Annotated in this window: 13 protein-coding genes; 8 read left to right on the forward strand and 5 right to left on the reverse strand. The window is 63.6% G+C overall.

Features of this window, described 5'->3' with window-relative positions; all coding sequences use genetic code 11:
- Positions 1 to 190: 190 nt before the first annotated feature.
- The 3 genes from NKI41_RS20135 to NKI41_RS20145 form a co-directional block, all read right to left on the reverse strand.
- Entirely contained in the window at positions 191 to 1,843 is a 1,653-nt protein-coding gene (locus NKI41_RS20135) for an ABC transporter substrate-binding protein (RefSeq protein WP_352473524.1), read from the reverse strand.
- A 260-nt stretch (positions 1,844 to 2,103) separates the two neighbouring features.
- Positions 2,104 to 8,154, reverse strand: coding sequence for a translocation/assembly module TamB domain-containing protein (locus NKI41_RS20140; protein WP_352684736.1), 6,051 nt, complete (start codon positions 8,152 to 8,154; stop codon positions 2,104 to 2,106).
- On the reverse strand, positions 8,154 to 10,079 hold the full coding sequence (locus NKI41_RS20145; protein ID WP_352473521.1) for an autotransporter assembly complex protein TamA: 1,926 nt from the start codon (positions 10,077 to 10,079) through the stop codon (positions 8,154 to 8,156). Before NKI41_RS20145 ends, NKI41_RS20140 begins: the two co-directional genes overlap by 1 nt.
- Before the next feature lie 273 nt (positions 10,080 to 10,352).
- Between NKI41_RS20145 and NKI41_RS20150 the strand changes: the two genes are divergently transcribed.
- The 7 genes from NKI41_RS20150 to NKI41_RS20180 all read left to right on the forward strand — a co-directional run bounded on the left by NKI41_RS20150 (position 10,353) and on the right by NKI41_RS20180 (position 23,031).
- On the forward strand, positions 10,353 to 15,833 hold the full coding sequence (locus tag NKI41_RS20150; protein ID WP_352684739.1) for an alpha-2-macroglobulin family protein: 5,481 nt from the start codon (positions 10,353 to 10,355) through the stop codon (positions 15,831 to 15,833).
- A gap of 201 nt (positions 15,834 to 16,034) precedes the next feature.
- Positions 16,035 to 18,125, forward strand: coding sequence for a penicillin-binding protein 1C (gene pbpC, locus NKI41_RS20155; RefSeq protein WP_352684741.1), 2,091 nt, complete (start codon positions 16,035 to 16,037; stop codon positions 18,123 to 18,125).
- Entirely contained in the window at positions 18,122 to 18,865 is a 744-nt protein-coding gene (locus NKI41_RS20160) for a M15 family metallopeptidase (RefSeq protein ID WP_502901224.1), read from the forward strand. The genes pbpC and NKI41_RS20160 overlap by 4 nt, the downstream gene beginning before the upstream one ends.
- 218 nt (positions 18,866 to 19,083) lie before the next feature.
- Positions 19,084 to 20,112 (forward strand): sulfate ABC transporter substrate-binding protein, encoded by a 1,029-nt coding sequence (locus NKI41_RS20165; protein WP_352473515.1) that lies wholly within the window; start codon positions 19,084 to 19,086, stop codon positions 20,110 to 20,112.
- 18 nt (positions 20,113 to 20,130) lie between these two features.
- Positions 20,131 to 20,982 (forward strand): sulfate ABC transporter permease subunit CysT, encoded by an 852-nt coding sequence (gene cysT, locus NKI41_RS20170; RefSeq protein ID WP_352473514.1) that lies wholly within the window; start codon positions 20,131 to 20,133, stop codon positions 20,980 to 20,982.
- On the forward strand, positions 20,975 to 21,859 hold the full coding sequence (gene cysW, locus NKI41_RS20175; protein ID WP_352473513.1) for a sulfate ABC transporter permease subunit CysW: 885 nt from the start codon (positions 20,975 to 20,977) through the stop codon (positions 21,857 to 21,859). Before cysT ends, cysW begins: the two co-directional genes overlap by 8 nt.
- A 131-nt stretch (positions 21,860 to 21,990) precedes the next feature.
- Positions 21,991 to 23,031, forward strand: a complete 1,041-nt coding sequence (locus NKI41_RS20180) for a sulfate/molybdate ABC transporter ATP-binding protein (protein WP_352465240.1) — start codon at positions 21,991 to 21,993, stop codon at positions 23,029 to 23,031.
- Positions 23,032 to 23,045: 14 nt separating this feature from the next.
- On the opposite strand, the gene NKI41_RS20185 is transcribed toward NKI41_RS20180, so the two are convergent.
- Positions 23,046 to 23,444: a type II toxin-antitoxin system VapC family toxin gene (locus tag NKI41_RS20185; RefSeq protein ID WP_502901225.1), complete on the reverse strand. Its 399-nt coding sequence runs from the start codon at positions 23,442 to 23,444 to the stop codon at positions 23,046 to 23,048.
- Entirely contained in the window at positions 23,444 to 23,716 is a 273-nt protein-coding gene (locus NKI41_RS20190) for an antitoxin (protein ID WP_352473543.1), read from the reverse strand. The genes NKI41_RS20185 and NKI41_RS20190 overlap by 1 nt, the downstream gene beginning before the upstream one ends.
- A 284-nt stretch (positions 23,717 to 24,000) precedes the next feature.
- Here NKI41_RS20190 and NKI41_RS20195 point away from each other — a divergent pair, with 284 nt between their 5' ends.
- Complete coding sequence (locus NKI41_RS20195; protein WP_352473511.1) at positions 24,001 to 24,987, forward strand: sulfate ABC transporter substrate-binding protein; 987 nt, start codon at positions 24,001 to 24,003, stop codon at positions 24,985 to 24,987.
- The last annotated feature ends 52 nt before the right edge of the window (positions 24,988 to 25,039 follow it).

The raw sequence follows: 25,039 nt of genomic DNA on the forward strand, positions 1-25,039 counted from the left end.
GAACCGGTTTGCAAGCCGTGCGCTGCCGCCAGCGGCAGAACAAGCCTTCAGACCAGTCCCAGATGCAATACCCTTTTTATTGCAGACCCAGGCCGAAGAGTCCGCAACTTTTTGCTGCGCCGACTTCCGGTCCAAGGACCATGCAAAGAGCGAGGGAAAGGGGCGAGACGCCCCTTTCCGGATCGTCCGGTCAGGCCTGGTCGAGCCAGACCTTGCCGTAGTCGCGCTCGAAGGTCGGGTGCATCTTGTAGTTCTGCACCGCCTTGACCGAATGGCTGTAGAGCTTGCGCCAATAAGGCTGGATGATAATGCCGGAATCCTGCAGGATCTGCTCGATGTCCTTCATCATTTCCTTGCGCTTGGCGGCGTCGGCAACTGCCAGCGCAGCGTTGAGCTTGGCATCCCACTCCGGATTCGACCAGGCCGTCTCGTTCCAGGCCTCACCTGTGCGATAGCCGATCGCCAGAACCTGGACGCCGAGCGGCCGCATGTTCCAGTTGGTCATCGACAGCGGATACTTCGTCCAGTCGTTCCAGAAGGTTGAACCCGGCAGCACCGTACGCTTGACCTTGATGCCGGCGTCGCGCATCTGCGCGGCGATCGCATCGCCTGTGTTCTTGTGCCAGTCTTCGTCGACCGTGATCAGTTCGTGCTCGAAATCGGCCTGGCCGGCTTCGGCCATCAGCGCCTTTGCCTTGGCCGGGTCGCGAGCAATCTTCGGCAATTCATAGTATTCCGGATGGATCGGGGCGACATGGTGGTTTTCGGCAACCGTGCCGGCATTGCCGTAGCCGAGTTGCAGGACGACATTGTTGTCGACCGCGAGCTGCAGGGCGTTGCGAACCTTCTGGTCGCCGTAAGGCTTGTTGGTCACATTGGTACGGCAGACGATCGTCGAGGCGGTGACGATCTCCGACTTCACCAAATCCATGCCGTCGAGGATCGACACATAGTCGGCCGACGTCTCGAAGTTGGTGTGCACCTCGCCTGCCTCGAAAGCGCTGACCATCGCCGCCGGATCGGTGCCGTAGTCGATGAACTCGATGCCGTCGAGGAAGACGTCACCATCCCACCATTTGTTGTCTTCGCGGCGCTTGTAGACCACTTTCTGGCCGACATCGTAGGAGACCAACTCGAACGGGCCGGTTCCGATCGGGCAGGACTTGAAGTCGCCGCCCTTCTCGTCGAAGGTCTTGTGGACGATAAGGCCGGGATAGTCGCACACGTTGGGAATGAGGGCGATATCCGGCTTGCTGAGCGTCAGCTTGACCGTGTGATCGTCGACCTTGGTAACCGCGCTCTCATCCAGCTTGTCATCCTTGACCAGCGAACCGAGGCGACCGGGCATGGAATTGCCTTCGGCTTTCTTGTCGGCCCAACGCTTGAGGTTGAAGATGACGTCGTCTGCGGAGAACGGATCGCCGTTGTTCCAGGTGACGCCCTTGCGCACATGCAGCGTGTATTCGGTAGCGTCGTCATTCACGTCCCAGCTCTCCAGCAGATAGGGGCGGAACGTGTATTCGGTGGTGTATTTGACCAGCGGCTCGAGCGCCTGGCGCTCGGCATTGGCGATTTCCGACCAGTCGGCCTTGCGCGGATCCTTCGGATCCTTGATCCATTGCGCGACCTTCAATACGCCGCCTTTCTTGCCCTGGACCTCTTCCGCCTTGGCCGGCGTCGGGTCTGCAAGGCCAAGCATGCCATAGGCCATCGCCGTCGACGCGCCGAAGACGCTGGCGAGAGCTAGAAATTCGCGACGATCCATCTTGCCTGCCTTGGCGTCTTCGGCCATGGCCAGGATGTGATCGGGAACGCGGTCGCCGTTACTCTTGTAGATCGTCATGACTTACTCCCATTGTTGGCTTTCTGCCTTTTAACATTCCGCATCCTCGCCATGATGTCAAAGACGGCAGGGATTGGGAACATGCCAAGGAATGTGCAACTTTGAAAGCAGGGCGGTTCGCGCGATAACGACAGTCTTGGCGCAAATTTGCTACTGCGCCAGGGATTTCGTCCGAAATCCCCACAGGCAATTAAACTGGGACATTCGCCGCTGCGCCACTCGTTCTCAGGCAACCAGTTGTTCTGCGCGAACGGCCGGTTTCAATATTCCCGTTCGTAGAAAACACCGCCTTTTGCTTCGCCGGCGTCGGTTGCCTCGCCACGCAGCTTGACGCCGCGCCCAACGTCGAGATCGACGGTTGCCTTGCCCGAGCCCGGCCTGTCGCCCTTCTGGATCGTCACATAGGTACGGTCGTTGAGATACTTGCCCGCCGAGACGGCGGTGCCACCCTGTTCATCGGTGATTACGTCGAGATCGTCGACGCCGATTGCGCTGCGCAGGTTCTGCAGCAGTGAGGTCGAGCCGCCGACGCCGGCCAGTTGTCCGGCAGCCTCGGCAAGCTGCGCGATCTGCAGCGGCGACAGGTTCGACATCGAACGGCCGAAGATCAGCTGCGCCAGCACCTCATCCTCCGGCAGCGCGGGTACCGAGGAGAAGGTGAATTTCGGGTTGTTCGCCTCGCCTGACACCACGATAGTCACGGTGGCGCTGGTCGTCTTCGATTGCGCCGTGAGATTGAGGTAGGGCACCAGAGAGCCGGAAAAGCCGACGGTGCCTTCCGTGAAGGTCAGCCGCTTGGCAAGGATCGTCAACCGTCCGCGCCGCAAGGTGAAGGTGCCGACCGCCTGGGGTGACGATGCCGGGCCGGTCAGCCGCAGCGAACCGCCGAGCTCGGCGTCGACACCCCTGCCCTGGATGAAGATCTGGCTCGGCGCATTGACCGTGACGTCGAGATTGAGGCCGTTGCCGCCGCCGCCACTGCTTGCAGCGGCCGGGCGCAACGCCTTGTCCTGCGCACGCACGGCGGCCGGCGCATTCTTGTGCTTGACGTTGAGCTCGGCCAGCGAGCCGGGCAGCTTTTCGGGTACGGTGATGACGGTCTTGGCCAGGTTGACCGTACCGGAAATCACCGGCGCGGAGGTGAGCGGTCCCTTGACGGTCAGGTCGCCGCCAAGATTGGCGGTGACCACCTTGCCGTCGGTATAGCGGCCATCGACGAGCTTGACCGACAGGTCGGCCGGAAAACCTTTTGCCGGATCGATGCCGACGGTGCCGCTGGCCGAAAGGCTGCCGCGTGTCGACAGCGTGCCGGTCAGGCGGTTGATCCTGGCCACGCCATTGCCGATAGCGACATCGGCAGTGATGTCGTTGATCGCAAGCCCCGATCGCGCATCGACCAGACGGGCGCCCGACGTGCGGACCGTGCCTGAGATCACCGGCGACGTCGCCGGGCCGCGCACCTGCACATCGACGTCGGCCGTGCCGCTGAGGGACAGGCCTTGCGCGGCGAGTGTCCTGGTGAGGAAGGCGAACGGCACCTTGCCGGAAAAGTTGAGATCAAGGGTGGGCGCGCCTGATGTCGTCATCGTGCCGCCGCCCTTGAGGCCGAGGCCGGCGGCATCGCTCATGTTGGCGTCGAAGGTCAGTCTGTTGCCCGAATACGTACCTGAGGATGAAACGCCCATGCCGCCGAAACCTGCACCACGGGTCTGCGACGTCTGAACGCCTGCGGCGTCGATCTTGAAGGCAACGGCCGGATTGGCCGGCGCGCCCGTCACCTTCACCGTGCCCGAGATGGAACCGGCGGCATCGAGGCCCGGCGAAAAACTGTTGGCTATCGAGATCGGGACGCGGGCCAGCGTCGCGTTGAGGTCGAACGCCTGCCCAGCCTTGCCCGTGATCGTCGCCGTGCCGCCGCCGAGGTTGAGCACCAGCCTGTCGAGGCTGGTCACTCCATTGGCGATGTTGATGGTCGAGGCCTGGGCGATGGCCGCCTTGATGCCGCGGATGGTCGCCTCGCCGGAGGCAAGTTCGACCGTCGTCGTGCCCTTGACCGCCTTGACCCGGCCGGCCGCCCTCAGCGGAATATCCTTGACGGTGGCGCCACCGGAAAAGCCGGTCCATTCGCCGTCGCGCTTGAGATCGACGTTGACGCCCCGAATAGCCGTTCCGCCGGAAGTTACGCTGTCGGCACGGATTTTGCCCGAGATCACCGGTGCCGCCAGATAGTTGGCGATCAGCGCATCGATGCTCACGGCCTTGGCCGAGACATCGCCGCGCGAGATCGAGACCGTCGTCGCCTTGACGGCGACTTGCGGCACGGTACCCGCCTTGGAGAAGGCGATCGTGCCGCGCACATCGCCATCGGCCTTTTCCAGTGCCAGGGCCGCAAGCGGACCGATATCGGGCAGGTCGAGCGCCACGGTGCCGGCCGGAACGAAGGCATCGTCGAGCGCCAGGTCGCCGGAGATACGGTTCTTGCCGAGCGACAGCAAAAGCCCGTTGATGGCGCGTTTGCCGTCCGATGTCGCCAGCACGGCGCTGCCCTGCAGCGGTTGGCCGCCGACATTTCCGGTGAGTCGCACATTCGCAGCCGGGTTGGCGGCATCAGCCTTGCCGGTGGCAGTAAGCTTCAGACCGGTGATCTCGCGCGCCGCGACCGAAAGCCTGTCGCTGTTGACAGTCAGCGACAGATCCGGCGCGATGCTGGCGCCTTGCGCATTCAGCGCGAAAGAGATGGCGCCTTTGGCGTCCTTGGATAGCAGCGAGACGTCGCCTAGCGCGCCTTTGACGTCGGCGCTGAGCTTGTTGTCGGCAAGGCTCGCCTGGCCGTCTGCCGTCAGCGAACCGGACGACAGCCTGACGGTATTGGCGGTGACACTGCCATTGGCGTCCCGCTTCAGCGCGGCACTGAATTGCGTTCGCTCGGCGAGCACGCCACGCACCGCCCCCGGCAGTGCCGCCGAGGCGGCGTCCGCCTTGACATTGAGGTCGATGGCGCCGTCGGCCAGCGAGACCCGCCCGTTGAAGCCGCTGTTCAACGCGTCGCTGGTCACCGTGCCGCTATCGATGACGATGGCATCGGCGGCAAGGCTGCCGGCGAGTTTGGTGGTGACCTTGCCGGCGATCAGCGGCGCGATAGTCGGATTGTCGATGCCGATTTTTTCGGCAGTCACGGTGCCGGAGATCGGCCCGCTCCGGGCTTTCACGTCAAAGCGATCGGAGTGCAGCGCAAGCGTGATGCCCTCGATCATAGCTAGATTGGTGGCGGCCGATGGCAGCGTCGCGGAAATGTCGAGCTTCGGCTGGGCGCCCTGCCCGGCCGCCGTTAGCGATATCGCCTGTAGCTCGAGCTTGATCGGGCTCTCCTTGCTGGCAAGCGACAACGGCAGGCTCGGACCGGTAGAGGCCAGGTCGAGCGAAAAATCGCTGGCACCGTTCGGATTGATGGTGCCGGCTGCCTTGCCGGAGATTTTCTCGCCGGCAAGCGTCGCCTGCTCGATGGCCAGGCCGCTGGCCGACGAGAAACGGCCTGCCGCGTCGAGATCCAGCGGCCCGAGGCCAGCCTGCCGGGTCTGGCTAGTTTCGGCGCCGCTGAGGCGGGCGGTGAAGCGAATATCTGGGGCAGTCGACGATCCGGTGACCTGCGCGGTGCCGCTAAGCGCGCCCACGGCATCGAGACCCGGTGAAAAATCATTGGCAAGCGCTGCCGGCACCGCCGACAAGGTGGCAGCGAGATCAAGCGTCTGGCCGGCCGTACCCGACACGGCAACCGAACCACCGCCGACACCGAGCGCCAATTTCTCTATGCTCACCCTGCCATTGGCGATTGTCAGCGCTGATGGCTGCGCGACAGCTGCCTTGATGCCGCGGATGGTCGCCTCGCCCGAGGCAAGCTCGATGCTGGTGGTGCCGTTCGCAACCCTGACCCGCCCGGACGCGCTGGCCGGAATGCCGGCGACCGTGGCGCCGCCGCTAAAGCCGGTCCAGTCGCCATCGCGCTTCAGGTCGACATCGATGCCGCTGATCACCGTGGGTCCGGAGGTGATCGTGTCGGCCTTGATCTTGCCGGCGATTGCCGGTGCTTTGAGATAATTGGCGACCAGCGCGTTGACGGCGATTGTCTTCGCCGCCAGTTCGCCGCGCGAAATCACGGTGCTCGTCGCATCGATCGCGACCGTCGGCGCTCCGTTGTCGTTCGCAAAGCGGATGGTGCCACGCACGTCGCCGGCTACCGACTGGCCTGCGAGTGCGGCCAGCGGAGCAATATCGGCGGCATCGAGGGTCAACGTGCCGAGCGGCAGCAGGTTGCCGTCGAGCCCGAGGTCGCCGGAGACCTTGTTGTCGGCTAACGAGACGGCAAGTCCATTGATGGAGCGCTTGCCGTTGGTTGTGACCAGCGATGCCTCGAGGTCGAGCGGCTGGTCGTCGACCGAGCCGGTCAGCGAGACATCGGCGGCGGGACTGGCGATATCGGCCTTGCCGCTCGCGCTCAGCCTGATCTGCTTCACCGCATGGCCGGACGCCGTCAGGCTGTCGCTGTTGGCCGAAACCGAGAAATCCGGTGCGCTGCGCGCGCCGCTTGCGGTAAGCCCGAAACCGACGGCGCCGCCGACCTTGGCGCCGACCAGCGGCGACAGCACCGACACGTCGCCCAGCGTACCCTTGATATCGGCCCGGATATCGGTGCCTTGCGCACTTGCGGTGCCGCTGGCGCTAAGCGTGCCGGAGGTGAGTTGCAATGCGTTGGCGGCGAACGCACCGTCCGGGTCGCGTGTCGCGGTTGCGGAAAACTGCACGCGCTCGCCGAGAACCGAGCTGATTTGCGGCGGCAGCGCCGTCGAAGCCGCGTCGGCATTCATCTTGAGCGTCATCGACAGATCGGCAAGCGCCACTGTGGCTGTTACGGACGCATTGAGCGCGTCGCTGCGTAGCGTCCCTTCGTCGACGACAATCTGTTCCTTGCTGACGGAGCCGGCGAGACCGGCGCTGACCCTGCCCGTTATCAGCGGCGCCAAAGTCGCGACGTCGGTGTTCAGGCCGGCCGCCGTCAGCTTGATGGTGACCGGCCCGCTACGGCTCTGGATGTCGAAACCATCGGAATGCACTTGCCCGATCAGGTCGTCCACCCGCGTGCCGCCCGCCACCACCGAGACCAGCGACGCGCCGATATCCATCATCGGCGCCTTGCCATCGCCGAAAGCGCGGGCCGTGGCATCCTTGATTGCCACGGTGATCGGTTGCGCCTCGCTGCCGAGGCTGAGCACGATCGGCGGCCCCTTTGCGGCGAGCTTCACCGAAAGGTCGCTGGCGCCGTTCGGATCGACAATGCCGGCGGCGGTCGCGTGCAAGGCGCCGCTGTCGATATTGGCGCGCTCGACATCGACGCCGCCGGCCGCGGTCGCCGTGCCGGCGAGGTCGAAGGTGGTCTTGCCGGCAAACAGCGGTTTCAGGGTTTCGGGCAGGAAGCGCTCGAATTCGCCATCGCCGTTGGCCTCGACATAATGACCCTTGTCGGTGAGCTGATGGCGACCGGTAAGCTGGGTGACGATCCGGCCGTCGACAACGAAGGTCCCGATGCCATTCCAGTTGGCGAGCGGTCCGGTGCCGGAAACGACAATGTTGACCGGCGGCGCGCCCGGCAGGTTGAGCAGGTTGGCGATGATGCCGCCGGCCGGCTCGGATGCCTTAAGGTCGAGGTCGAGCTTGTTGTCGGCCGGCGCGAAATGGGCTTTGGCGTCGACCGTGCCTTGCTTGCCGTCGTGGCGAACGATGTTGAGGTTGGTCTCGATCGCCAATGGAGAGGCGTCCGCCTTGAGCGCTCCCTTGGCTGCAAGTTCGGCCACACCGCTGCCGGCCAGAGCCTGCCCGAGCGCGATTTCGGGAAGGTCGAGTTGCCTGACGTCGATGGAAACCGGCAGCGTCGTCGCTCCGCTTTGGCTCGGCTGTGTATTGGCCACCGGCAGCCTTGCCAACTCGATACGCTCGGCCCCAATGCGATCGGCGCTGAAGCTCTTCGACAGGAGTGCCAGCGGCGACCAGTCGACGGCCACGTTGCGCGCCACCATCCAGGCGCCTTCGCGATCCTCCAGAACGACATGATCGACCCTCAGCGCGCCCGACCAGATGCCGTCGATGCCGACGACAGTCACCTTGCGGTCGCCGGTCGAGGCCATGGTCGAGATGATGCCGGCAAGGTTTTCGCGGCCGCGCTCGGTTTTGGTCAGCACGACGAGCGCCCCCACCGCCGCTGCCACGACGATGAGCAGCGTGTAGAAAAGAATACGGAGGATGCGCCTGAATATTGCCATCAGAATGCCTGGCCGATGCCGGCATAAATGCCGAAATGAGGATCGTCAGGACCGCGGTTGAGAGGCACCGCCGCGTCGACGCGCAGCGGCCCGAACGCCGTCAGATAGCGCAAGCCTACACCCGCGCCGACCTTCATGTCCGAAAAATCGGGGACCTGCCTGGTCGACACCGTGCCGGCATCGACGAACGGCACGACGCCGATCTTGTCGGTGACGGCGATGCGCATCTCGACCGAGGTCTCGAAGAAGGAAAGCCCGCCGATCGGCTCTCCATTGCTGTCCTTCGGGCCGATGCCTTGATAGGCATAGCCGCGCACCGAACCGCCGCCGCCTGAGTAGAAGCGTCGATCTGCCGGAACATCTTGAAGACTGGCGCCGATGATAGAGCCGATGGCGACACGTTCGGCGAAAACGAATTTCGAGGCCGAATCGAGTGACTGGTAGGCCGACCCCTCGCCCTTCAGCTTGACAAACGCAGCCCCGCTCAAAATGTCGTAGCTCGGCTCGCCATAGGCCAGCACCCTGAAGCCCCGGGTCGGATTGAGCTTGCTGTCGCGATTGTCGTAGACATATTGCAGTGGAATGCTGGCGATCAGATAGGTGTGCTTGCCGAAAGCGTCGTGGATCCTCGAATAATCCAGCGCGACCTGCGCGGAAACCGTCTGCTTCTTGTCGAGTTCGTAGGACAGGCCGGTGCTGCCCTTGACCGAGAAATGGTCGTAGGCGTCGGGGTGTTCCAGCACGGTATTGACACTGGCAATGAATTTCGACGCCGGCCCGACCACGCCCGGCTTTTCGAACATGACGCCGGCATTGTAATTGAGTTGGGTCAAGTCGTTGCTGCCGATGCCGCTGATCTTGCCGTCGATGCGCAGCTTTTCGGCGCGGCCAAACAGATTGCGATGCCCCCAATAGCCTTCGAGGCCCAGCCCTTCGGTGTTTGAGAAGCTGCCGCCAATGCCGAAATAGCGCGGCTTGCGTTCGCTTACCTGGACACCGATCGGGATGTTGCCCTCGGCGTCCAGTGCGTCGGCTTCCTTCACCGTCACGCTGTTGAAGACCTCGAGCCCGAGCAGCCGGTCGCGCGCATCGTCGATCTCATCGGGCGAATATTGGCGCCCGCGCTTAAGGCCGGTCATATATTCGGTGAAGTCGCGGTCGACCTTTTCCGTGCCCTCGACAGTGGTGTCGCCATAGCCGGCGACCGGGCCGGCCGCGACGGCAAGCGTCACGTCGAGCGTCGAACCGGCGTGCTCGGCGACGATCTCGCGGCCCGTCACCTTGGCCAGCGGCCTGCCTTCTTGCTTGAGTGCCCGCACGATCGCCGCCTCGGCCTTGAGCACGGCGCCCGAACTGGCGTCACCGCCGGCGATCAGACCGAAATCGGCACTTGCCAGCCCCGCCGCATCGCCTTCCAGCCTGATGTTGCCAAGCGTGAATTTCGGCCCGGCTGCTATGCTTATCACCACCGGTATCGGCTGCGGACCCGAAAACTCGGCATCGGGCGGCAGATCGTCGAGCGGCTTGCCCTGAATAGTGATGGTGACGACACCCTCGTAGCGGGCGTCAGTGTAGAGTGCGGCAACAAGTTGTTCACGGTCGCTGCGCGCCTTGGCCAGCAGGCCGAGAGAACCGGATACCGGGTGTTCCTCGTCGGCCTTCAACGCCGAGGCGTTTTCGAGCTTCTCGGCGAGATCCTTGTCGGCGTCCGGCGCCTCGATCGTCACCGCATAGCGCAGCGGGTCGACGATATCGGCATCTTCGTCTTTGGATCCCCACAGCTTGATGCCGAAAATCTCGAAGGCTGCCGCACTTCCGGTTTCGGCAACAAGTGCCGTAGAGCACAACAATGCGAAAAGCAGGGCGCGCGAAAGCGCGCGCCGTGGCGCGGTTCCTCCCGACATCTGCCTTTCATACGCCGGCATTACGCTCCTAGCCTAGCTCGCAAACCTAAAATTGGAATGAAGTTCTGAAGCACTCGTAAAGGGGCCACAATCCAATTGCTGAAATAGACAGGGCTTGGAACTCACACCTTCTGCGTCGCCGCAAGAAAGCGTGATCCCCTGTCCTATGGAGCTACTACCGGTCACCGGCCGGAAAGCAAACCGTTGGCAGGCGGATCCTGCCGCGTCCCGATGTTGACAAGCGCGACTGAAGCTTGAAGATTTCTGGACGTAAGCACTTGTCTGGAGGGGTTTATGGCAATGCGCGCGGCTCGTGGTCTATCGATTCTTTTCCTTCTCTTTTTTGCCTGGAGCGGTGTCGCGCAAGCGGCCGAAGCCCGGCGGGTGGTGACATCGGACAATTCCGACTATTTCGGTTTCGATCTCAGATCCGACCAGAATGTCAGCCTCGACGAGTGCAAGAGCACCTGCCTCGGCGACCCGGCCTGCCGCGCCTTCACCTACAACCTCAAGGCCAAATGGTGCTTCCTTAAATCCGATTACAATTCGTTGAAACCCTTCGGTGGCGCCGTCGCCGGCAAGGTCGTCAACATCGATGGCGATCCCGACATCGGCGCGCCACCCGAACTCGCCTTCTTCCCTAACTGGATGGCCGACCAGGCCCAGCAATACCGCAACAACCTCACTGGCCCGACCTACACCAAGCCGACCGAGGGGCTGACGGCGCTGAGGACCGCCGCCGAACGGTCGGCGCTGACGGGCGACCATCGCTCGGCCATGTACAAATACGAAGCGGCGGTTTCGATGCTGCCGGATGATGGCCAGCTCTGGCTCGAGCTGGCGCGCGAAACGCTTGCCGTCCATCCGACCGCCAACAGCTCGGAGCCGTCGACCCTGCCGGCGAACGCCACTTCCGCCGCCTTCAACGCCTACAAATTGCTGCGCACCACCAAGACGCGCGCCGACGTGCTGGCGCTGCTCGGGGACGGCCTTGATCGCCGCGATCTCTACAGGCCGGCTCTGCAGGCCTACGAGGCGAGCCTCGCTCTCGTCAATTCGCCGGCAGTCAGGGCCGCCTATCAGGATCTCAAGGCTCGCAAGGGCTTCCGCGTCATCGATCATACCGTCGATGCCGACACCAGCGCGCCACGCATCTGCGCGCAGTTCTCCGAGGAACTGGTCAAGACCGGCGTCGACTACTCGCAGTTCGTTACTGTCGACAACGCCGCTCCCAAGGGCGTCGAAGCCAAGGACAAGCAGATCTGCGTCGAAGGACTCGAGCACGGGCAACATTACGACGTGACCTTCCGCGCCGGCTTGCCGGCCGCCATTGGCGAAGTCACCGCGGCACCGGTGGTTCTGTCGATCTACGTGCAGGACCGCGCGCCTTCGGCCCGCTTCACCGGCGACAGCTTCGTGCTGCCCGCAGGCGCACGCCGCGGCATACCGGTCGTCACCGTCAACATGAATGCCGCCGAAATGAAGCTCTTCCGCATCGGCGACCGCTCGCTGGCCCAGCTTCTGTCGGGATATCAGTTCCTGCGCCAGCTTGACGGCTACGACATTTCGAACATCTCCGAACAGATGGGCGAGCCGGTCTGGCAAGGCCAGCTCGACATCGCCAACGACCTCAACAAGGAAGTCACCACCTCCTTCCCAATCGACGAGGCTTTGCCGAAGCGCAAGCCCGGCGTCTATGTGCTGACCGCAAAAGCCGTCGACGATCGCAGCGACGACTATGATTCGCACGCCACGCAATGGTTCGTCGTCTCCGATATCGGCCTGTCGACCTATACCGGACAGGATGGGCTGAACGTCTTTGCCCGTTCGCTCGCAACCGCCAAGCCGATCGCCGGCGCCGAGCTGACGCTGCTGGCCAGGAACAATGAAATCCTCGGCACCGCGACCACCGACGCGGAAGGGCGGGCGGTGTTCAATCCCGGCCTGACGCGCGGCGACAGCGGCATGGCGCCGGCCGTGCTGATGGCCAAACAGGGCGACGACGATTTCGTCTTCCTCGATATGGGCCGCGCCGGCTTCGACCTGTCCGACCGTGGCGTCGCCGGACGGCCGGCACCTGGCGCGCTCGACGTCTATGCCTGGACCGAGCGCGGCATCTACCGCGCCGGCGAAGATGTCCATGTCGCGGCCCTTGCCCGCGACAGTGCCGCCAAGGCGGTCGAGAACCTGCCGCTGACCTTCATCTTTTCGCGGCCCGACGGCGTCGAGGACCGCCGCATCGTCAGCGATGGCGCATCGGCCGGCGGTCACGCAGTCGACCTGCCGCTGGAACCCAACGCCATGCGCGGCACCTGGACGGTGGCGATCCATACCGATCCCAAGCAGGCGGCGGTCGCCAGCCAGATGTTCCTGGTCGAGGACTTCGTACCGGACCGCATCGAGTTCGACCTGTCCTCCGACAAGCAGGAGATCGCCCAGGGCGAGACCGCCAACATTACCGTCGACGGCCGCTTTCTCTACGGCGCGCCGGCCGCGGGCCTCGCGCTCGAAGGCGAATTGACGCTGTCGACCGCCAGCGATTGGGACCGCTTCAAAGGCTATTCCTTCGGTCTGGCCGACGAACAGTCGGCTGAACCGACTGTGACGCCCTTCACCGGCCTGCCGGTGGTCGGCGAGCACGGCAAGGCGACCTTCCCGGTCTCCGTCGATCAATTGCCATCCACCACCAAGCTGGTCGATGCAAAGGTCACTGTCAGGATGCGTGAAACCGGCGGCCGTGCCGTCGAGCGCTCGCTGAATATCGGCATCCGCCCGCAGGGCCACATGATCGGCATCCGCCCGGATTTCGACGACGACGAGGTGCCGCAAGGCGGCACGGCCAAGTTCAGCCTGATCGCTGTCGACCCAGACGGCAAGCGTGAGGCGCTGAAGGGCGCGCAGTGGTCGCTGGTCAAGGTCGAGCGCAGCTACCAGTGGTACCGCTCGAGCAACTCCTGGAACTATGAGCCGGTCACCTTCACCAAGACGGTGGCCAACGGCCAGGTCGACCTGAGCGCCGATGGCGAGGCGACGGTGTCGCTGCCGGTCGACTGGGGCCGCTACCGGCTCGAGATCGAGACAGCGGATCCGGAAGGCCCGGCCACCAGCTACGAGTTCGACGCCGGCTGGTATGTCAGTTCCACCACCACCGAAACGCCCGACGGCCTAGAGATCGCCCTCGACAAGGATACCTATGCGGCGGGTGAAGTGGCCAAGCTCAAAGTGTCGCCGCACTTTGCCGGCGAGCTGCTCGTCACCATCGGCGCCGACAAGCTCCTGAAGACCGTCACCGCCAGCGTGCCGGCCGGCGGCAGCACCGTCGACATCCCGGTCGGCGACGACTGGGGTGCCGGCGCCTACGTCACGGCAACGCTGTTCAGGCCGGGCGATGCGCAAGAGACGCGTATGCCGGCGCGCGCCATCGGCGTCAAATGGCTGAAGCTCGATCCCGGCTCGCGGAAGCTTGCCGTCAGCTTGGCGCCGCCGGACAAGACCATGCCGCGCCAGCAGCTGTCGATCCCGGTGGCCGTAGCCGGCGTGCAGCCCGGCACCAACGCCTATGTCATGGTCGCGGCCGTCGACGTCGGCATCCTCAACCTGACCAACTACAAGGTACCGGATCCGGAGAACTGGTTCTTTGGCCAGCGCATGCTCGGTCTCGAGGTTCGCGACATCTATGGCCGGCTGATCGACGGCTCGCTGGGCACAACCGGTAAGCTGCGCACCGGCGGCGACGGCGCCAACATGCAATCGCAAGGCAGTCCGCCGACCGAAAAGCTGGTCGCCTTCTTCTCCGGCCCGGTCCAGCTCGACTCCGACGGCAAGGCGCGGATCGACTTCGACATACCGCAGTTCAACGGCACCGTGCGCGTCATGGCCGTCGCGTGGACAAAGGAAGCAGTCGGCCATGCCCAGTCCGACGTCATCGTTCGCGATCCGGTGGTGATCACCGCCGGCCTGCCGCGATTCCTGGCGCCCGGCGATTCCGCCGTCATGCGGCTCGATGTCGCCGACACCGACGGCCCTGCTGGCGACTACAAGCTGACCATCGACACGACGGGCGACCTGTCTACCGGCAGTGCCGCCTTGCCTGAAAAGCTGACGCTGGCCAAAGGCAAGCGGCAGACGCTGACCGTGCCGTTGATTGCGCGGACCGCGGGCAACGCCTCGATCACCATCAAGCTTGCGCATGCCGACGGCACCGCTGTCGAGCAGACGCTCTATGTGCCGGTGCGCCCAGCGCAACTGCCGGTGACCACCCGCATGGTCGTCGACCTCAAGGGCAATGGCGGCGCGCTGCGCGTCGACAAGGAACTGCTGGCGGCAAGCCTGCTCGATGGCGCTTCGGTCAGCGTCGGCGTTTCGCAGGCGGCTGCCTTCGATGTACCGTCGCTGCTGATGACGCTCGACCGCTATCCCTATGGTTGCGCCGAACAGACCACCAGCCGCGCCATGCCGCTTCTCTACGTCAACGAGATGGCTTCCGGCATCGGCATGGCCAGCGACCCCGATCTGCATGGCCGCGTCCAGGACGCTATCTACAAGGTGCTGAGCTACCAGGCATCGGCCGGCAGCTTCGGCCTGTGGGGTCCGGGTTCCGGCGATCTGTGGCTCGACGCCTATGTCACCGATTTCCTGACCCGGGCGCGCGAGCAGAAATACGACGTGCCGGCCTTGGCGATGAACCAGGCGCTGAGCAATCTGCAGAACGCGATCGGCTACGATCAGGACGTCCAGGATCGCGGCAGCGAGATCGCCTATGCGCTTTATGTGCTTGCCCGCAACAAGAAGGCCTCGGTCGGCGATCTGCGTTATTATGCCGACACCCAGCTCGAAGCCTTTACCAGCCCGATGGCCGTCGCCCAATTGGCGGCGTCTCTCGCGCTCTACGGTGACACCCAGCGCTCGGAGGCAACCTTCCAGGCCGCGCTGCAGCTGGCCAAGTCGACGCCCGAATATGACTATTACCGGTCCGACTATGGCTCGCCACTGCGCGACGGCGCGGCGATCCTGGCGCTTGCCGCGGAAAGCAAGCCGGCGCCGACCATCGTGCCGGCGCTGATCCAACTAGTGACCAGGGAACGCGCCGACGCCAGGTGGACCAGCACACAGGACGAGTCCTGGATGCTGCTGGCGGCCCGCGCGCTGAAGGCCGGCAATGATTCGATCGCGCTGACCGTCAACGGCGCACCGCATGCCGGCGGCTATTCGGACCAGATCGCCGGTGGCGACCTGGCCGACAGTCCGCTCACCATCGTCAACACCGGCAGAAATCCGCTGCAGGCGGTCGTCACCACCGTGGCCTCGCCGATCCAGCCTCTGCCGGCCGGCGGCAACGGCTTTACCATCAGCCGTACCTACTACAAGCTAGACGGCACAGAGGCCAACGTGACGGAGGTCAAGCAGAACGAACGCTATGTCGTCGTGCTCAAGGTTTACGAGCAGAACACCTGGCCTTCGCGACTGCTGATCACCGACCTGTTGCCGGCCGGCTTCGAGATCGACAATCCGGGCCTGGTCTCCAGCGCCCAATTGACGAACTTCTCCTGGCTGGCGCAGACCGATGCCGCTCATCTCGAATTCCGCGACGACCGTTTCGTCGCGGCTTTCAATCCCAACGACGGCGACGGCGACCGCAACATCACGCTCGCCTACGTCGTGCGCGCGGTGACGCCGGGCACCTACGCCCACCCGGCGGCAACGATCGAGGACATGTACCGGCCGCAATATTCGGCCCGCACCGCCACCGGCATGATGGAGGTCAAGGCGCCGTAAGGATAGGAATATGGCGATGGCGCTGCCCCTCATTGCCCTGCCGGGCATTTCTCCCCGTATAGAGACGGGGAGAAAGAGCCATGCGCCGAAGTTTTCGCCGAACTTTAACGTCGCAGAAAAGGCGCCAAGGGTCGCGACAGCCCCCTTCTCCCCGTCACTAAACGGGGAGAAGGTGCCGGCAGGCGGATGAGGGGCGGCGCCATGCTCTCCAGAAAATTCCTGCGCCGAGCGGCCATCACGGGCATTTCCTTGGCCGGTCTCGCGGCAATCACCGCCGTCGCCCTCTGGCAGCTCGACCGCGCATTTCCGCCGCCGCTGCCGGCTGCTTTGACGGTCTCGACCGAGGTGCAGGACCGAGACGGCCAGCTGCTGCGCGCCTTCGCTACGCCGGATGGCTACTGGCGGCTCGCTACCAGCCTGGACCAGGTCGACAAGCAGTTCGTCGACATGCTGGTCACCTATGAGGACAAGCGTTTCTGGGATCATCAAGGCGTCGACGTGCTGGCACTGGCGCGTGCCGCCGGCCAGTTCGCGACCAGCGGCCATATCGTCTCCGGTGGTTCGACGCTGCCGATGCAACTCGCCCGGCTGATCGAACCGCGCGACAGCCGCAGTCTCGGCTCGAAGATCAAGCAGATGCTGCGCGCCCTCCAGATCGAACGGCGGCTTTCCAAGCGCGAGATCCTCGAACGCTATCTGACGCTGGCGCCCTATGGCGGCAATCTCGAAGGTGTGCGCGCCGCTTCGCTTGCCTATTTCGGCAAGGAGCCGAAACGGCTGACGGTCTCGGAGGCGGCCCTGCTCGTCGCTTTGCCGCAATTGCCGGAAAAGCGGCGCCCTGACCGCAACCTCGACGTCGCCCATGCTGCCCGCGACCGCGTGCTGACCCGCATGGTCTCGGCAGGCCTGCTCGGCGAACGTGAGGCCGCGCGTGCCGCGCTCGACGATGTGTCGGGGCTGCGGCGGACCTTGCCGGCGCTCGCTGCCCATGCGGCCTATACGATGCTGTCCAAGGCTGTTCCCGGCCAGAAGCTGCAACTGACGATCCGCAAGAGTGTCCAGGAAGGGCTGGAGCAGGTGGCCAAGGATGCGGCCGCCAGGCTCGGCCCTCGCCTCTCGGTGGCCATGGTACTGGCCGATGCCCGTACCGGCGATATTCTTGGCGAGGTCGGCTCTGCCGATTTCTTCGATGCCAGCCGTTCGGGCTGGATCGACATGACCAAGGTCGTTCGCTCGCCTGGCTCGACGCTGAAGCCGTTCATCTACGGCCTCGCCTTCGAACAAGGCCTGGTGGCGCAGGAGATGCTGATCGAGGACAGCCCAGCCGATTTCTCCGGGTATCGGCCGAAGAACTTCGACATGGGCTATCAGGGCGATGTCAGCATCAGGCAGGCGCTGCAATTGTCGCTCAACGTGCCGGCGATCCGCGTGCTCGACGCGGTCGGCCCGGCCCGGCTGATGGCACGCTTTCGCCAGGCCGATGTGACCCCTATCCTGCCCGTCAACGAAGCGCCCGGCCTGGCGATCGGCCTCGGCGGCGTCGGGGTGACCCTGCGCGACTTGGTCCAACTCTATGCCGGCCTTGCCAATGGCGGCAAGGCACACACGCTGCATGACGGCACCGAGCCGGCGAATGCCGAACGCTCGACCACCACCATCCTCGACGGGCAGGCGACCTGGCAGATCACCGACATCCTGTCAGGCGTCAAGCCTCCCCAGGGTGCCGCCCAACGCGGCATCGCCTACAAGACCGGCACCTCCTACGGCTATCGCGACGCCTGGTCGGTCGGCTTCGATGGCCGCTACGTGCTCGGCGTCTGGGTCGGCCGCCCCGACGCCGGTGCGGTGCCCGGCCTGTCCGGCTATGTCTCGGCTGCGCCCATCCTGTTCGAAGGCTTTGTCCGTTCCGGCCTGGCCGCCGTACCATTGCCGAGCCAGCCGTCCGGCGTCCGGCGTCCGAAACGCGAGGAGCTGCCGGTGACGCTGACGCGCTTCGGCGCCGGCACCGATGGGCTGGTGCAGGCGACGCCGAGCGAACCTGCACCAACCATCATCTTTCCGCCCGACGGCGCTCGCGTCGATCTCGGCACTTCCTCGGCCGACGCCTCGCCGCTGGTGCTCAAGCTGCAGGGCGGCCGCGCACCATTCCGCTGGCTGGCCAACGGCAAGCCGCTGGTCGGCATCGACCGGCGGCGCACCACGACCTGGCAGCCGGACGGCGCCGGCTATTCGACCCTGACCGTGATCGACGCGGCGGGACGCGCGGCCAGTGTGAAGGTTTTCGTCGAGTGAAAGTTCCCTTGAATAATTTCCGGCAGGTGATTCAGGGGATTGGGTTTTACGTCTTGTTTTCGGCCGCCGGTATTTCCTCGGCCTTTGCTGACACCCTCCCCGCCAGCTTTGTTCGGCTAGCCGACATCGATCCCAAAATCCGGCAGGATATCCGCTATGCCGGCCTCGAAAATTTCCTGCATCGCAAGGTAAGCGGCTACGATGCGCCGGTATGCGTCCTCACCAGGCAAGCGGCGCAAGCGCTTTCGGCAGTGCAGAAAGCGATTGCCGCCGAAGGACTGACGCTGGTCGTGTTCGACTGCTATCGCCCTGCGCGGGCTGTCTCCGACATGCGTGAATGGACAAAAACGAGCGGGCCACCGGACCCGCAATGGTACCCAAAGGTCAAGCGCAAGGATCTCATAGCCAAGGGCTATATCGGCGAACTGTCCACCCATTCGCGCGGATCGACGGTCGATGTCGCGATCGCGCGAGCCGACCGCAAGAGCGCTCCGAAACCGGCCTGCGGCGCGACCGATGCCGACACGCTCGATTTTGGCACGGGTTTCGACTGTTTCGATCCAGCGAGCGAAACGGCTCACCGACCGATAGCCAGTGAAGCGGCGGCTAACCGCAAAAGACTTGTCGAGGCGATGCGTGCCCGCGGCTTCAAGAATTACGCCCGCGAATGGTGGCACTTCACGCTGGAGAACGAGCCGTTTCCAAAAGAGCGCTTCAACTTTCCCGTTACCGCCGAATAGCCGGCCGCAACCTTCGGGCGCGACGCAGCCATTGCCGAAGAGCTAGCCGTCTCTAGATAATCGCGTCGGGAGCGCAATCATGGTCCATGCGGGGAAAATAGTTTCTCGTATCGCCGAAACTAGGCGAAAAATTGCTTCAATAGGCCAAAAAAGGCAACATTGAATGCATCTAAATTCTATCAATTCGGTAGATTGGCGCGAGTTCAACGGAGGCGGAAATGACCAAACCTCATTTCAGGAAACTGCTCGGCGCACTGGTCGCCACATCTGTCCAGTTCGGCACGCTCGGTTTCGCGTTTGCCGACACCACCATTCTCAACGTGTCCTATGACCCGACGCGTGAGCTCTACAAGCAATTCGATGAGGCCTTTGTCGCCCACTGGAAGGCCGAGACAGGCGAGACCGTCACCGTCCAGCAGTCGCATGGCGGATCCGGCGCCCAGGCGCGCGCCGTGATCGACGGGCTCGACGCCGACGTGGTGACGCTGGCGCTCGAAGGCGACATCAACGCCATTGTCTCGAAAACGAAGAAGATCAATCCCGACTGGCGGACGAAATTCGAAAACAATTCGGCACCCTACACCTCGACGATCATCTTCCTCGTCCGCAAGGGAAACCCCAAGGGCATTCATGATTGGGGCGATCTGGTCAAGGACGATGTCCAGGTGATCACGCCCAATCCGAAGACCTCCGGCGGCGCGCGCTGGAACTATCTTGCCGCCTGGGCCTATGCCAGCGCCAAGGATGGCGGCGACGAGGCCAAGACCAAGGAATTCGTCGGCAATCTCTATGCGCATGTCCCGGTTCTCGACACCGGTGCGCGCGGCGCCACCGTGACCTTCGCGCAAAAGGGGCTGGGCGACGTGCTGCTCGCCTGGGAAAACGAGGCCTATCTGGCGCTCGACGAGTTCGGCGCCGACAATTTCGATATCGTCTACCCGCCGACCTCGATCCTGGCCGAGCCGCCGGTAGCCGTGGTCGACGCCAATGTCGACGCCAAAGGCACGCGCAAAGTTGCCGAAGCCTATCTGAGCTACCTCTATTCCAAGGAAGGCCAGACGCTCATCGCCAAAAACCATTATCGCCCTTCGAAGCCCGAACTGGTGCCGGCGGAGGACTTGGCCAAGCTGCCTGAGATCAAGCTGGTCACCATCGACGACCCGCTTTTTGGCGGCTGGAAGAAAGCACAGCCTTATCATTTCGGCGATGGTGGTATATTCGACCAGATCTACAAGCCGGCCCAGTAGCATTTAGATCAGGACGACATGACCACAGCACCCGCCAAGGCGGGGTGGCGATTCAGGCAGCCGAGCGTCATTCCGGGTTTCGGATTGACGCTCGGCTTCTCGCTTGCCTACCTCACCCTCATCATCCTCATTCCCCTGTCCGGGCTGGTCTGGCGCTCGGCGGCGCTCGGCTGGACCGACTTCTGGGCGATCGTCACCGACCGCCGCACCATCAACGCGCTTGAAATCAGCTTCGGCACCGCCTTCATTGCCGCTGCGGTCAACGTCGTCTTCGGCACGATCGTCGCGTGGGTGCTGGTGCGCTACAGCTTTCCAGGCCGCCGCATCGCCGATGCCATGGTCGACCTGCCCTTCGCGCTGCCGACGGCGGTTGCCGGCATCGCTTTGACCACGCTTTACGCACCGAATGGCTGGATCGGAAGCCTGCTGACGCCGCTCGGCATCAAGGTCGCGTATACGCCGCTCGGCATCGTCATCGCGCTGATCTTCATCGGGCTGCCCTTCGTCGTGCGCACTGTGCAGCCGATCATGGAGGAAATCGACAAAGAGGTAGAGGAAGTGGCCGCCACGCTCGGCGCCAATCGCTTCCAGATCATCAGCCGTGTTCTGCTTCCCGGACTGGCACCGGCCATCGTCACCGGTTTCGCGCTGGCCTTCGCGCGCGGCGTCGGCGAGTACGGCTCGGTTATCTTCATCGCCGGCAACCTGCCCTACAAATCCGAGATCGCACCGCTTCTGATCGTCATCCGGCTCGAGGAATATAATTATGCCGCGGCTACCGCGATCGCGGCGATCATGCTGGCGCTGTCCTTCGTGATGCTGCTGGTCATCAACCTGGTGCAGACCTGGAGCCGCAAGCGCTATGGCTGACCCGGAGATCAAATCCTACGCGCCGCACCACGAAAGCCGCTCGGCGGCGGTAACCGAAAGCCGCCCTGCGCAAGCCGTGCTGATGGCGGTAACGTTTGCGTTCCTCGCCATCTTCCTGCTCTTGCCGCTGATCATCGTCTTCAAGGAAGCTTTCGCCAAGGGCATCGAGGCCTACACACAGGCGCTAGGCGAACCGGATACGCGCTCAGCGATCCGCCTGACGCTTCTGGTCGCGGCGATCTCGGTGCCGCTCAACATCGTCTTCGGCATTTCCGCCGCCTGGGCGATCGCCAAGTTCGAGTTCAAGGGCAAGGCGTTCCTGACCACACTCATCGACCTGCCCTTTTCCGTCTCGCCGGTCATTTCGGGGCTTGTCTACGTGCTCTTGTTCGGCGCGCAAGGCCTGCTCGGCGCCTGGCTGAAAGCGCATGGCATCGTCATCCTGTTTGCCGTGCCGGGCATCGTGCTGGCCACCGTCTTCGTCACCTTCCCCTTCGTCGCCCGCGAATTGATCCCGCTGATGCAGGAACAGGGCAATGGCGACGAGGAGGCTGCCCTGTCGCTCGGGGCCAATGGCTGGCAGGCGTTCTGGTACGTGACGTTGCCCAACGTCAAATGGGGATTGCTCTACGGCGTGCTGTTGTGCAATGCCCGCGCGATGGGTGAGTTCGGCGCCGTCTCGGTCGTGTCGGGCCACATACGCGGGCTGACCAACACCATGCCGCTGCATGTCGAAATCCTTTATAACGAGTACAATGCCGCCGCCGCCTTTGCCGTCGCTTCGCTGCTTGCCGGCCTGGCGCTCGTCACGCTGGTCTTGAAAACACTTCTCGAGATGCGCTACGGCGCCGAGATCGCCGCGACGCGCGGACACTGACAAATGCATGTCGCCCAAAAGTGTGTAGCGGTTTTTGGACAACGACATGCATAAAACAAAGATTTGATGTCGCCCAAAAGTGGGAACCGGTTTTGGGATAACGGCATGCATCAACTACAAAAGGGATTTGCATGGAAGTTCGCGTTGCCAACGTGCGCAAGGAGTTTGAGCGGTTTCCGGCCCTCCACGACGTTTCGCTCGACATCAAGTCGGGAGAACTGATCGCCCTGCTGGGACCCTCCGGTTCCGGCAAGACGACGCTGCTCAGGCTGATTGCCGGATTGGAGCGGCCGACCCGCGGAAAGATCTTCTTCGGCGAAGAGGATGCCTCCCAAAAGTCGATTCAAGAGCGCAATGTCGGCTTCGTCTTCCAGCACTACGCGCTGTTTCGCCATATGACGGTTGCCGACAATATCGGCTTCGGACTCAAGGTCCGGCACGGGCCGTCACGCCCGTCGGCGAAGGAAATCCGCCGCCGCGCCTCGGAACTCCTCAACCTCGTTCAGCTTTCCGGTCTGGAAAAACGCTATCCGGCACAGCTTTCGGGCGGCCAGCGCCAGCGCGTGGCGCTGGCCCGCGCCATGGCGATCGAACCGGCCGTGCTTTTGCTCGACGAGCCGTTCGGCGCGCTCGATGCGCAGGTGCGCCGCGAACTGCGCCGCTGGCTGCGCGACATCCACGACGCCACCGGTCACACCACGGTCTTCGTCACCCATGACCAGGAAGAGGCACTGGAGCTTGCCGACCGTGTCGTGGTGATGAGCCAGGGCCGCATCGAGCAGGTCGGCACCGCCGACGAGATCTACGACACGCCGAACTCTCCCTTCGTCTACGGCTTCATCGGCGAATCGAGTTCGCTTCCGGTCAAGGTCGAGGACGGCCAGGTCTGGATCGCCGACCGGCCGATCGGGCTTTCCGCGCCGCACGCACCGCAAGGCGAAGCGACGCTGTTCTTTCGCCCGCACGACGTCGATCTGGTGGAAGAATGCAACGGCTGCATCGCCGGCACGGTCGCCGCCAGCCGCCGCGTCGCCGGCACCAGGCGGGTCGAGCTCGAAATCGGCGGCGAACGTCAGCGGGTCGAGATCGAATTGCCCGTCGATCATCCGGCGGCGCAGAAAAGTCGCGTGGCTTTCAGGCCGCGGCGCTGGAAGCTTTTTCCGGCTGCTTGATCCTCTATCAGGCGCTACACCAGCCAGTTCTCGACCTTCAGGCCTTTGATCCGGTTGAACTCCCCGGTGTTGGCGGTCACCAGGGTAGTTCCAAGCGCACGGGCGTGGGCAGCAATAAAAAGGTCATTTTGGGCGATGGTCTGGCCCCTGCCTTCCAGTTCTGCGCGAATCGCGCCGTACTCGGCATCCACCGGCACATCGAGCGGCAAGACGGGAATCTCAGTTAGCAATTCCTCGACCTTCTTGTGCAACTTGGCTGATCTTTTCTTGACGCAGCCATATCGCAGTTCCGACGCGACCACGATGCTGGTACACACGGCGGCGTCTCCCACGCGCAGGACAGCGCTTGCGGCTTTCCCGGCCGGATTTCGGATCATGTCGCTGACAATGTTCGTGTCCAGCATGAACCGCATCAAAAAAATTCCTCGGATTTGACAGGCATATCCTCGACTTCGGGAAAGTCTTCCTCGGCACCGGGCGGCGGCTCTTTCGCCCATTGCGCGAGCAGTGCGGTGAGGCCAGGTTTGCGGACCGGCTCGATGATCAGGCGGTCGCCTTCACGGCTGATCAAGACCTTTTCGCCGGGAAGTTCGAACTCGACGGGAATGCGCACCGCCTGGCTGCGATTGTTACGAAACAGCTTCGCCTCCTTCGGCGGGGTTGTTGAATGGCGGTGTTGAGACATGACAACAGCTCCCTTGTATATACTATTTGTATATGCCAGACGGGGCGGCGATGCAATCGCCTTGCACCGCGTTGGCCGGCCGGGAACCATCGTGCACGCCGACGGCATCGGCGCCGCTGCCAAGCTGTCCTGAGACTCTGCTTGAAAGAAAAAACCAGAAATCGCCCACAGCGGGAATATTTCTTCTATCGACAACGTGGAGCGGCCGCTCTGCGTGCCTCGTCGCGCACGATGCCTTGCCGCTATGGTCCGGCATTAAGCTCATGGCATTGGAGCCTGTTTTCATGAAGCGATTTTTGCTTGGCATCGCCACGTTGGCCGGCCTCTTCCTCGCATCCTCCCAAGCTTGGTCGGCCGACAAATTGCTCAATGCTTCCTATGATGTCGGGCGCGAACTGTTTGCGCAGGTCAACAAGGCGTTCGTCGCCGGCCACCCCGGCGTCACCATCGATCAGTCGCATGCCGGAACCTCGGCACAAGCACGCGCCATCGCCGAAGGCCTCGGCGCCGACGTGGTCACGTTCAACCAGGTCATCGACATCGACTTCCTGGTCAAGAAAGGCCTCATCTCCGCCGACTGGCAGAAGGACTTTCCGGACAACGCCTCGCCTTTCTATTCGCTGCCCTCCTTCCTGGTGCGCGCCGGCAATCCAAAGCACATCAAGGATTGGAATGATCTCGTGCGCGACGACGTCCAGGTGATCTTCCCTAATCCGAAAACATCGGGCAATGCGCGCTACACCTATCTCGCGGCCACCGCCTACGCCAAGGAAGCCTTCAAGGGCGACGATGCGAAGGTGAAGGAGTTCGTGACAAAGCTGTTCAACAACGTGCCGGTGTTCGACAGCGGCGGGCGCGCCGCGACCACCACTTTCGTGCAGCGCGAAATCGGCGACGTACTCATCACCTTCGAGTCGGAAACGCGCGGCGTCCGCAAGGAGTATGGCGAGGACAAGTTCGAGCAGGTAACGCCTTCGGTCAGCCTGTTGGCGGAATTTCCGGTGGCGATCGTCGACACGGTTGCAGACGAGCATGGCACGCGCGATCTCGCCAAGACCTATCTCGACTTCCTCTATACACCCGAGGGCCAGGACATCGCCGCCCGCAACGGCCTGCGGGCCCGGGACGCGGCGGTCGCTGCCAAATATAAGGCTGAGTTTCCCGATGTCCGCCTGCTGACGGTGGAGGAGGTCTTCGGCGGCTGGGCCAAGGTCCAGGCCGAGCACTTTGCAGCGGGCGGCCTGCTCGACCAGACTTATGGCAGCCGCTGAGGCGAAATTCCAACTTTGACAGAAGCCGGCTTTGCCGGCTTCTTTGCTTTCG

This window comes from Mesorhizobium sp. M0601 (assembly GCF_040320845.1).
Taxonomy (GTDB): Bacteria; Pseudomonadota; Alphaproteobacteria; order Rhizobiales; family Rhizobiaceae; genus Mesorhizobium.